Annotated in this window: 10 protein-coding genes and 1 tRNA gene; 7 read left to right on the top strand and 4 right to left on the bottom strand. The window is 38.8% G+C overall.

Annotated features, from left to right (window positions below; genetic code table 11):
• Positions 1-13 precede the first annotated feature (13 nt).
• Both F1E73_RS15710 and F1E73_RS15705 read right to left on the bottom strand, forming a co-directional pair.
• Positions 14-205, bottom strand: a complete 192-nt coding sequence (locus tag F1E73_RS15710) for a CsbD family protein (protein ID WP_086478317.1) — start codon at positions 203-205, stop codon at positions 14-16.
• A gap of 395 nt (positions 206-600) precedes the next feature.
• On the bottom strand, positions 601-1,221 hold the full coding sequence (locus F1E73_RS15705; protein WP_150452470.1) for a hypothetical protein: 621 nt from the start codon (positions 1,219-1,221) through the stop codon (positions 601-603).
• Between the two features lie 482 nt (positions 1,222-1,703).
• Between F1E73_RS15705 and F1E73_RS15700 the strand changes: the two genes are divergently transcribed.
• The 5 genes from F1E73_RS15700 (at position 1,704) to F1E73_RS15685 (ending at position 3,835) form a co-directional block, all read left to right on the top strand.
• On the top strand, positions 1,704-2,135 hold the full coding sequence (locus F1E73_RS15700) for a response regulator (protein WP_086478319.1): 432 nt from the start codon (positions 1,704-1,706) through the stop codon (positions 2,133-2,135).
• Between the two features lie 102 nt (positions 2,136-2,237).
• Positions 2,238-2,393, top strand: coding sequence for a hypothetical protein (locus tag F1E73_RS17960; protein WP_223883476.1), 156 nt, complete (start codon positions 2,238-2,240; stop codon positions 2,391-2,393).
• A gap of 10 nt (positions 2,394-2,403) precedes the next feature.
• Positions 2,404-2,787, top strand: a complete 384-nt coding sequence (locus F1E73_RS15695; protein WP_223883475.1) for a hypothetical protein — start codon at positions 2,404-2,406, stop codon at positions 2,785-2,787.
• A gap of 83 nt (positions 2,788-2,870) precedes the next feature.
• Entirely contained in the window at positions 2,871-3,290 is a 420-nt protein-coding gene (locus F1E73_RS15690) for a VOC family protein (RefSeq protein ID WP_150452469.1), read from the top strand.
• An 80-nt stretch (positions 3,291-3,370) separates the two neighbouring features.
• The gene (locus tag F1E73_RS15685) at positions 3,371-3,835 is read left to right on the top strand and encodes a DUF305 domain-containing protein (protein ID WP_191089037.1); all 465 of its coding nucleotides are present in this window, start codon (positions 3,371-3,373) and stop codon (positions 3,833-3,835) included.
• A 172-nt stretch (positions 3,836-4,007) separates the two neighbouring features.
• On the opposite strand, the gene mgtE is transcribed toward F1E73_RS15685, so the two are convergent.
• Entirely contained in the window at positions 4,008-5,345 is a 1,338-nt protein-coding gene (gene mgtE, locus F1E73_RS15680; RefSeq protein WP_150452468.1) for a magnesium transporter, read from the bottom strand.
• An 866-nt stretch (positions 5,346-6,211) separates the two neighbouring features.
• On the opposite strand from mgtE, the gene F1E73_RS15675 reads away from it, so the two are divergent.
• Positions 6,212-7,372: an RtcB family protein gene (locus F1E73_RS15675; RefSeq protein WP_150452467.1), complete on the top strand. Its 1,161-nt coding sequence runs from the start codon at positions 6,212-6,214 to the stop codon at positions 7,370-7,372.
• 171 nt (positions 7,373-7,543) lie between these two features.
• On the opposite strand, the gene F1E73_RS15670 is transcribed toward F1E73_RS15675, so the two are convergent.
• A complete protein-coding gene (locus tag F1E73_RS15670) occupies positions 7,544-8,323 on the bottom strand; it encodes a hypothetical protein (RefSeq protein ID WP_150452466.1) in 780 nt (259 codons plus the stop codon).
• A gap of 331 nt (positions 8,324-8,654) precedes the next feature.
• Between F1E73_RS15670 and F1E73_RS15665 the strand changes: the two genes are divergently transcribed.
• Positions 8,655-8,731: transfer RNA gene (locus tag F1E73_RS15665), tRNA-Arg, on the top strand.
• Positions 8,732-9,812 lie beyond the last annotated feature (1,081 nt).

Here is a 9,812-nt window from a genome sequence, read left to right as displayed (position 1 = left end):
CGATGAAACCTATTTAGTTGCTCCATTCTTCGATTTGTTCTTCCAATTCCTCTCTTCGCTTTCCTGTTTTTTCTTGAATGCGCCCCATCATTTCATCAAATTTACCTTCGGTATAAGTAAGGTCGTTGTCTGTGAGATTCCCATAGGTCTGCTTAAACTTACCCTTTACTTGCTTCCATTTTCCTTCTAACTGATCTCTATTCATATCGCTTAGGTTTTTAATAGACGTTTAAGGTCTATTAGGTTACTAATTCATTTTTTTATCATCCCTAATGTAAGCGGTAATTTTCAGTTTTATGATTTCAGAAAATTATAATTTTAACTCAATTACTTTTAATGGAAAACTTCTCCGTCCTGCCCATTCAAAGGGATATCTTTAGTTGCTATTTTTGGTGGAAGTGCCTGTCTTAAGCGTATTGTTTTTGTGTAATTACTGGGAGAAATGGTGTGGGGAGTAATGGTCCATTCTAGGGGTTGGGCAACTCCTGATGAAGCTTTTGCTGGAAGGTGGAAGATGGCTGTTGGCAACCACAGTGTTGGGAATAGTAAAAATCCAGGAGTATTAATAAATCAGCTGCTTGGAAAGCCGTAAATACCTACTTATTGGTTGAGGTTCATTTTTTTAACCGCTTCACCACAGCTTTCAAAAAAATCTATAATCGCTTCTTGTTGCTCTTCTATGGCTACATTGGGATTCAGGGCTTCCCAAGTACTTTTAACCTGTTGGGCCTCCAAACCTAGTTCCGGGAATTTTTCGCGCTCTAATTGTACAATCAATTCATAGATGGGGTCTCCAATGGTCTTAATGTCGGCAGCTAGCTTAGATGCGGTAGATTGGTCCCTTATAGTTTGGGCCTTATGTTTTAAGCTGTCTAATAGGCCTATTTCACCCTGTTGGTGTTCCATGGCGGTGGTTCTTACCATATTGATCAATTGTACCAAGGCAGCTCTAGTGTAATTGGGATCGGATCCCAATAAGAATCTATCCCCAATAAGGGATAGGTATTCTGCAGTTTCTTCGGCAGATTTAGTATAGGGAGTAGCCTTTTTATCCTTGATTTCCTGCTCAATGGAGTAATCGGATTCCACCTGGGGCACGTTGCTGGTTTTTTCCTCCGTACTGTTAGTGAAGGTCATATAAAAAAACAGCAGTACCAATATTAATATAAGTAGGACCCATGGCCATTTTTGATTCATCTTAACTTTTTTTAATGCTGCCATGATGGTTTTTTAATGAGTTTCTGTACGTTTAGGATGGTAATTTACGAATGCCGAGAGAAAGATACTTTGTTCATTTCTTAAAGGTTAACCATATCCAATCTTTAATTAGCCTAAAAAAATATCTGTCTTTGTCTTAGGTATCGTGAAAAAAGGAATTGAATCCAGATGGAACGTTTCATTTTGAATTTTGTTGGCTTGGCAGGGAGTTGAGAAGGGGTGCATTTTGAGAATAATTTATCTTCAAATGAACATCGGTAAGCGATACGGTTAATCAATCTTCATTTAGAGACATTTAAACCCTCCAAAAAGGATTAAATTTAACCGTGCTTAGAATGGGAGGTTAAACTTATGGTAGTGGCTGCTTATTACGTGGTTTAGCGTACAACAACTGAACAGTACAATGCCTTTTTCTGATGTAACGAGGAGTCTGTCATTTTAGGCTCTAAAAAATATTTAAATCCAACTTATAAATTACACTGCTTGTGGTAAATAAAAACCTATTATTATTTTTAGCAGATGACGATCAGGATGATACCATGTTCTTTTTGGAAGCTATTGATGGCTTATCGCTGCAAACAGAGATCAAGACTTTTGACAATGGGGTAGATTTAATGGCAGAGTTATTAAAAAGGGAGGCCTCTTTACCAGATTTAATATTTTTAGATCTGAATATGCCCATGATGACAGGGGAGGAGTGTCTCATAGATATTCGTAATGAGCCAAGATTGGCGAACATTCCTATTATTATATACTCTGGTTATGTAGATTTTGAAAGAGCCAAAGTGCTTAAGGAGAAAGGAGCCAATAGGTATTTGCAAAAACCATCCTCCTTTAAAAAACTCCAAGATTTAATTGAGTTGGGAATAAATTCTATATTTAGTTCACAAACAGCAGCGACTTTTGTAATTAAATAGAAAGCTCTTACAACGTCAACCATAAATTTTAGGTCCATGGAAAGAAGGAATGCTGTTAAGGCTACCTAGGAAAAATGGATAACCTATTAAAGATGAGACTGTATGGCACTGAATAAATATACAAAGCGTGCACGTATTGGGGGCTTAATAAGCATGTTATTCATCGGCCTGGGGACTATCCTTTTGGGTAAGTTAAGCGGTGATGAGGCTAAAGATTTAATAAAGAGTTCCCTAGAAGGAATGAATACCTTAATGTAATACCATTGCCTTGGTATCGGCCACTATTTTGGCCTTGTTGTTAACCTTATTAGGTCTTAGTTCCAATTCTAGGTCCGAGTTGAAGAAGGACTTTTATCAAGAAGGGTCACGTATAGCGCAGTTAGATACCATTATTTTTATTGCAGCCGTAATTACCTTCCTTTTATTCAATTTGCCAAATACGGAGTCGGATAATGTGCCAAATAATTGGTTCAGTATTTTGTATTATATCTCATTGGGGGTATCCAGTGTTTTGAGCGCCGCGCTAATCGTGGTGGTTCTTTTGCTGTATAATACGGTGGTGAATCTGTTGCGTATAGGAGGGATGGGTATTACAGATTATCCGTTGGCAGTAGAAGGGGAAGAAATAGATAAAAAGGATCAAGCCTCGTAATGATTCATTAAACTCCCCCTTTTTCAAAAAAGTTCTTCCCTAGTTGTTTAGACCTTTAGGTAAATTTTTAATAATACTACATTATGGAGAATCTTAAAGTGAATGGGGTATTGGAAACCGCTCTTTACGTGAGCAATCTACAGGTTTCTATGACCTTCTATAGGACCCTTTTCAAATTTAAATTACTGATTGAAACCAAGAATTTTTGCGCATTAAACGTTTCCGATAAGCAGGTATTACTCTTGTTTTTAGAAGGATCGGCCAGTGAAGGAAGTAGTGGTTCGGGCGGGCATATTCCCCCACATGATGGTAGGGGCTATCTACATCTGGCCTTTGCCATTGCTAAAAATGAACTTTTACCTTGGAAAGAATGGTTGGATAAAAACAAAGTTGCCATTGAAAGTGAATATAGATGGGAACGTGGAGGAACCAGTTTATATTTTCGAGATCCCGACAGCCATTTACTGGAATTGGCTACCCCTGGCTTATGGGCCATTTATTAAGGGTGTAATACAGTGAATTAGGTGCAACTGTATTCCTTTGTTATAAGAAACTAGAGATGAAAATTTAATCTTATTATTCCATGAAAAATTCAAATTATACTACATTTATTTTAATGTTGATCTGTTCAGCCATATCCATGTACATTACCATGTATTTTAATACTTATGAATTTAGTCATGTTTATTTTAGTTGGACCCGCATGTACATGACGTTTATAGGTATAGGGGGCATGGCAATTATAATGCTCTTGTTTATAATAAAAATGTATCCAAACAAGGCGAAAAATACCAGTATAATTTTAGGAAGTATATTGATGATGGCTATAGCCACCTATTTAGTACGCCAACAAAAGCCTATAAATGATCTTAAATGGATGAAGGCAATGATACCCCATCATTCCATAGCCATTTTAACTAGTGGCCGTGCCAATATTCAGGATCCTGAGGTGAAGCAACTGGCAGAAGATATTATTAAGGCACAGGAAAAGGAAATAGCGGAAATGAAAAAGATGATTAAACGCTTAGAAAATAAAGAAGGACAATAACTTATGGCAGGGATCATAGATTTTACTCCCTAAATGCCAAGGATGAAATAGGGATTTTTATGAGTTTAACAATTAGGCGCTATAAAATGATGTATATAGTGGCATGATGGGCCCTCCAAGGTCCAATGTACAGTTTGTCCCCTTTGATTGGGAAATGATTTATATTGCTTGCCTACCCCAATAACCAAGTCGCAATAGAAAAATAGATTACTACCCCGCAAATATCGGACAATGAGGTTACTAAGGGCGCGCTAGCGGTTGCAGGATCCATTTTTATACGCGTAAAGATAAAGGGTAGGAGAAGGCCAATGAGACTGCCCATCATAACCGTAAAGATCATGGACAAGGCTACCACCAATATAATTTCGGGGGCACGGAAACTTGCTACGGCCGCTACACCAATAGACATGGTAATTCCCAAAAGAAATGAAACAACGAACTCTTTCCCTATCAGACGGTGCCAATCGCTCAGTTTTACCCCGCCCACTGCCAAGTAACGAATCATTAAAGTAGCAGATTGGGAGCCGGCATTTCCCCCACTATCTATTAGGAGGGGTAAAAAGAAAACTAAGGGTACAAAGGATTGGATTACCTCCTCAAAACTGGACATGGCAGCACCGGAAAAGACGTTCATAAAAACCAGTACAAACAACCAGCCTATGCGATTTTTATAAAGATCTATCACCTTTGCCTTAATGGGATCGGATATAGCTCCTTTGATAGATCCAAATTTATGGAAATCTTCGGTAGACTCCATTTCATCTACATCCATGATATCATCAAAGGTCACTATACCTAATAACATCCCTTCTGTATTCACTACTGGGAGGGCGGCCCTATCGTATTTCTTAAATAGTTTTACGGCGTTTTCTTGATCGTCCAGGGTGTTCAGGGCCACAAAACGTCTATCCATCAATTCTTCTATACGTTGATTGGGGGTAGCTAGCAATAACTTCCCAATCCTTAAATCGTCCACCAGTTTCCCTGCTTCATCTACAATGAAGATTGTGTTCAGAGTTTCTGAGTTTTGCCCATTTTTCCGGATGTATTCAAAAGATTCCGCCACTGAGAAATTCGGCTTAATGGCCACAAACTCTGGCGTCATCAGTCGCCCTACACTATCCTTTGGATAGCTAAGAAGGTGAGTGGTAATCTTGCGTTCTTTTGGAGACAATAGCTGAATTAATCGCTGAGCAACCTCCTCTGGAAGCTCTTTAAGAAATGAGGTTCTGTCATCTGGTTCAATATCGTTGAGGAGATTGGCCACTTTCAACGGCTTTTCTCCCAATGCCTCTATAATAGTTAGCTGGTCTGTATGGGAGAGCGACTTAAAAATTAATTTTGCCCGCTCTCTGGACAGTAACCGGAAAAGGATTATTTTCTCCCGATTTGGTGTATCCCGAAATACAAGGATTGCTTCATTAATATCCAATTCATTTAGTGAGCGATGTACTAATCTCCAGTCTTTTTTCCTGATGATTTCTAGGAAGTCTATTTTCGATGTAATCATAGAACTGTATCATTATATATTCGCAATCATTTTAAAGCATAACACCATCGGTTTTATGCCTAATAAACTAAGCCATGGTTTTTACTTAGCCCATAACGGATTAACCGAATCAGGGTCTTTATGTAGGATTATACCAATGAATTAACCAGTGTTGAGATACTATAAAGCTATTGAAAACCCTCCAAAATTTGTATTCTGGGAATGGCAAAGAGCGACCTTTAGCCGCGTTATGGGTAACGTAGACGGGGGATAGCCTAGAAAAACAAAAAGAGGCAAGGGCGAGTAGCTTGATTCTCATTGGATTAAACAATTGACGTGTACTATAACATTATTCAGTTAAATTAAGGAAAGACTTTGGGGTGAACAAACAGGGAATTGAGGTAAGTTTTTATCCTAAAATGCGGATTTTAGAAGTGCATTACTAGCCTGCTAAAGAAGCCCTAAACGCACCTGTCAATTCAAAATTTCTTTGAAGGATAATCTCTATCATAGAGGGCAGACTTGTGAATAAGGGTAGGATCCATTTTTAATGGTTTGGCAAATCCACTGAAAACAATTAATCCGTTGCTTTTAGACACTTTGGAATTCTAGTAGTCTAAAGCCTGTAAAGAATTTTGTATAAACAACAAATAGGTTATATTAAGAACACCTACCCGTGGTGCATTAGCAGCCTCCAAGGGCAATAAGACTTGCTAAAAAGACCTAGATGTTAATAGTTTGCCTGTAAAAGTCCAAGGGCGTATGTAGTGGTGCTAAAGTGCTAAAATACCGGAGGTAGATTTGATAGGTATAAATTAATATTAACGAAGGGTGCCTGGGGTTGATGGGTAGCCAAATGAAAGGGAATCTTTAAAACGAACATGAAAATGAAAACAGAAATAACAACAGAAAAACTACCGATTAAAATATGGTTAAAGGAAGGGGAGATGGAGGAAGGTGCCTTGGAGCAGGCCAGAAATTTGGCCAATTTACCCTTTGCCTATAAACATATTGCAGTTATGCCCGATACGCACCAGGGGTATGGGATGCCTATTGGAGCCATATTGGCCACAAAAGGAGCTATTATTCCCAATGCAGTGGGCGTAGATATAGGTTGCGGAATGTGTTCCTTACGAACCAATTTAAAAGAAGTGGAAACATCCGATCTTAAGAAAATAATGACTCAGATACGGAAGACGGTCCCAGTGGGCTTTAAACGCCATCAGAGTCCGCAAGACCAATCTTGGATGCCAGAGGTGATTGGAAACATGCCCATAGTGGAGCAAGAATACAACAATGCCTTGTATCAAGTAGGAACCTTGGGGGGAGGGAATCATTTTGTTGAAATACAGAAGGGGTCGGACGGGTATATCTGGATTATGATCCACTCTGGTTCTAGAAACATCGGGTATACAGTAGCAAATCATTATAACAAGATTGCACAGGCGAAAAATAAGGCCATGGGGGATAAGGTGCCCAGGGATCTGGCCTATTTGCCGGAAGACTGTGAGGAGTACGATCTGTATTGGAGGGAGATGAATTATTGTATCGATTTTGCACTGGCCAACAGAAAGTTGATGATGGAGCGTACTAAATTGGCTTTTAGGGAAGTGCTTCCCGAGGTGGAATTCTCGGATTTCATTAATAAACCCCACAATTTCGCCTCTATGGAAGAACATTTTGGAGAGACTGTTATAGTTCATAGAAAAGGTGCTACTAGAGCAAGGGAAGGTGAGTGGGGGATGATTCCAGGCTCCCAAGGGACCCGGTCGTTTTTGGTGAAGGGTAAGGGAAATGCCAACTCATTTGAATCGTGCTCCCATGGCGCCGGAAGGGTAATGAGTAGGGCACAGGCTCGTAGGAAGTTAGATGTGAAGAAAGAGAGCAAAGCATTGGAAGAACAGGGGATTTTACATGCCATAAGGCATAAGAACGATTTAGACGAAGCCCCAAGTTCCTATAAAAACATAGAGGAGGTAATGGCCAATCAAAAGGATTTGGTTTCCATTGAGATAGAACTGCAACCTTTGGCTGTTGTAAAGGGGTAGAGCGTGCTAGGAGGGAATCAGGACCTTTCCATATGGCTAATGATGGATTCAAAAGTCCATTGATTACCACAGTATAAAAAAGGTATAAAAAAAAAAGGCCAAATTAGCCGTCTCACCGACAGGTGAGCTGCTACTTTGGCCAAAAAGGGGAGATTTAAAGTAAGTTACAGTTTAATCGTCCAATAAATCTATGATGTCCTTTAGTCGCTCTTTAATTTGAGCGGCAATCTCATTGTTACCATCCGGGTCTACTGGGCTTATTTCTATAATCCCGTCATTGTTTCCATCCACTGCCTGTGAAAGATCTACCGAACCAACCCCGTAAAGAAGTTGGGAAAGATCGAACTGAATGGTTAGATTGGTCTCGTTTTCTACGATTTGGATTTGCGTTTGAGGGTCTTCAAAATCAATTTCAATCTCCTCATCAAAGTCGTGCCAAAAGATAAACGGAACATCGTCTATGGTACCTTTAATCAAAATAGATTTTCCAAAGAGCTCACTGTTGGGGTCGGTACTTTTATCAAATTCAAATTCCATTTCCTCATAGGTTCCTACAGGAATTTCTACGTTTATAAAATTGATTTCTCCTTTTAGAAGATCAAGCTCAAACGGACCTTCCAGCTCTATTTCGTCCTCAAAACCATAAAAACGGTCGTCATCCCACTGCTCGCTTTCATCATCTTCGTAATCTAGGTCCAACTCCAATTCAAACTCTTTCAAATTGACCAAAAAGTCACTTACGATTATATTTGAACCTACCTCTTTGGTGGTTTTGGAAGAATTATTATCGTCTGAAATTTTTCCTTTGGCACTAATCGCCATCACTCCATGTTGGGAGGAAGTGTTATCCTTATCGCAACCAACTACGGTCAGCATTGCTAAAACGACCATTCCTAAGTTGAAAATGGATTTTTTTACATTGGATAAAACCTTTGATTTTGTTGTACTCATTATTAATTTGTTTGTTGTTTGTTATAAAACAACTCGCTAGGAAAAAACCCTACCACAAAAACCATTTATTTTTCCAATTATTTTTAGTGTGTTAATAATGAGTGAGTTGAGGGGATTGTAGTTTGTCTGCTTATTTAAAGTAGTTTCTAGACCCATTTAAATTTCGATTATGGGAGAGCTTTATCTAGGTTGTTGGTATTTAATGGTTTATGGAAGGGGGGGTGGTAGCGGAAAAATAAAGTGTAAAATATTTTTCAATTAAACTTGTGCAATAATTAATGTTAATTGTATATTTGCAGCCGCTAAAGACAACTAGTTATCTAAAGCGAATGGTGGCATAGCTCAGCTGGATAGAGCACCTGCCTTCTAAGCAGGCGGTCGAAGGTTCGAATCCTTCTGCCATCACCAGTAAAATAAGGGCTTCAGAGATTTTTAATCTTTGAAGCTTTTTTATTTGCACTCAATTTGCACTCAAAAATTGTCTTTATTTTTGGCTTATTGTGGTTTTAATGGGGCCTTTTCTCAGTAGGGTATGCTTTTTCTAGATCTATTACAATGAAGTATATTTTATAGGTTGTTGCCTACTTTTTCAAAATTTTGGCGAAAAATATGATCCAGCAAACTGATGTACAGCAGGAATACAAGGAAATGGAATTCGCCATTGTAAATGCTTTGACCGAGTTTAAAAAGAAGATTTAAACCGGCAACCTCTTCAAGCTAGTTTTTCCAATGTAAAGGGTGAGTTTTCTCCTCTAATACAACCCACCATCACTTAAAAAAAAAGAGTTAATGTTTTCATCTCAATTCTATTCCGATAATCCAGGTTAAAATCTCCCATTATCTATCGATTAATCCTACTACTTCATCGAATATTACCAACTAGTCGACTACCACTTTCAAAATAGTAAATAAAGTCTTACATTGGTAGATTCTATAAAGGATATATAACAACTTGTTACTATACACGTACGTTAGAAGGTTATTTGCAATAAAAATTTGAGCAGCTTCGGGATTTCCCTTTTTTTGCTGCCTACCCTATAGCTCGACCTTTCGGTGCGCAAGTAGTACGTTTATCAGGGCAGCAAAAAATCTACGTTCTGTTAAGTTGTGGGAAGTGCTTTGGGGTTATTAAGGGATTGAAAATAGGAGCAACTTTTGCGCTATCCACTTTTGCCGCCAGTACGGAATCGTTGCGCAATCGGTACGCAGGTCGACTTTTGGCTTGCCCTTTCCCGCCCAAGTTTTATAAAACGCTAAATTATATTTGTGTTTACAAAGGTTTCGGCTGGATTGAAAATGCGGCAAAAACTACGGGGATTGTTCCATTGGCTTGTCCGTTCGGGTAAGGTGTGGGCTGCAAACAACCTCTAACAGGGGCTATAATTCAGTCTTGCATTCTGCAAAAGATAAAATTCAGTACTTTTAAGTCGGCACGATCTCATTACTGAAAAATCCTAAAGGATTTCCCAGACCGAAATCATAGCCAAAC

Source organism: Arenibacter lacus (genome assembly GCF_008711145.1).
Taxonomy (GTDB): domain Bacteria; phylum Bacteroidota; class Bacteroidia; order Flavobacteriales; family Flavobacteriaceae; genus Arenibacter; species Arenibacter amylolyticus.
Note: the sequence above shows the minus strand (reverse complement) of the source record. Positions and strands in the feature narration are given on the sequence as shown.

Bases quoted from the DNA above. Each gene is read 5' to 3' on its own strand.
- F1E73_RS15710 (WP_086478317.1), bottom strand. From the start codon at position 205: ATGAATAGAGATCAGTTAGAAGGAAAATGGAAGCAAGTAAAGGGTAAG.
- F1E73_RS15705 (WP_150452470.1), bottom strand. From the start codon at position 1,221: ATGGCAGCATTAAAAAAAGTTAAGATGAATCAAAAATGGCCATGGGTC.
- F1E73_RS17960 (WP_223883476.1), top strand. From the start codon at position 2,238: ATGGCACTGAATAAATATACAAAGCGTGCACGTATTGGGGGCTTAATA.
- F1E73_RS15690 (WP_150452469.1), top strand. From the start codon at position 2,871: ATGGAGAATCTTAAAGTGAATGGGGTATTGGAAACCGCTCTTTACGTG.
- F1E73_RS15685 (WP_191089037.1), top strand. From the start codon at position 3,371: ATGAAAAATTCAAATTATACTACATTTATTTTAATGTTGATCTGTTCA.
- mgtE (WP_150452468.1), bottom strand. From the start codon at position 5,345: ATGATTACATCGAAAATAGACTTCCTAGAAATCATCAGGAAAAAAGAC.
- F1E73_RS15675 (WP_150452467.1), top strand. From the start codon at position 6,212: ATGAAAACAGAAATAACAACAGAAAAACTACCGATTAAAATATGGTTA.
- F1E73_RS15670 (WP_150452466.1), bottom strand. From the start codon at position 8,323: ATGAGTACAACAAAATCAAAGGTTTTATCCAATGTAAAAAAATCCATT.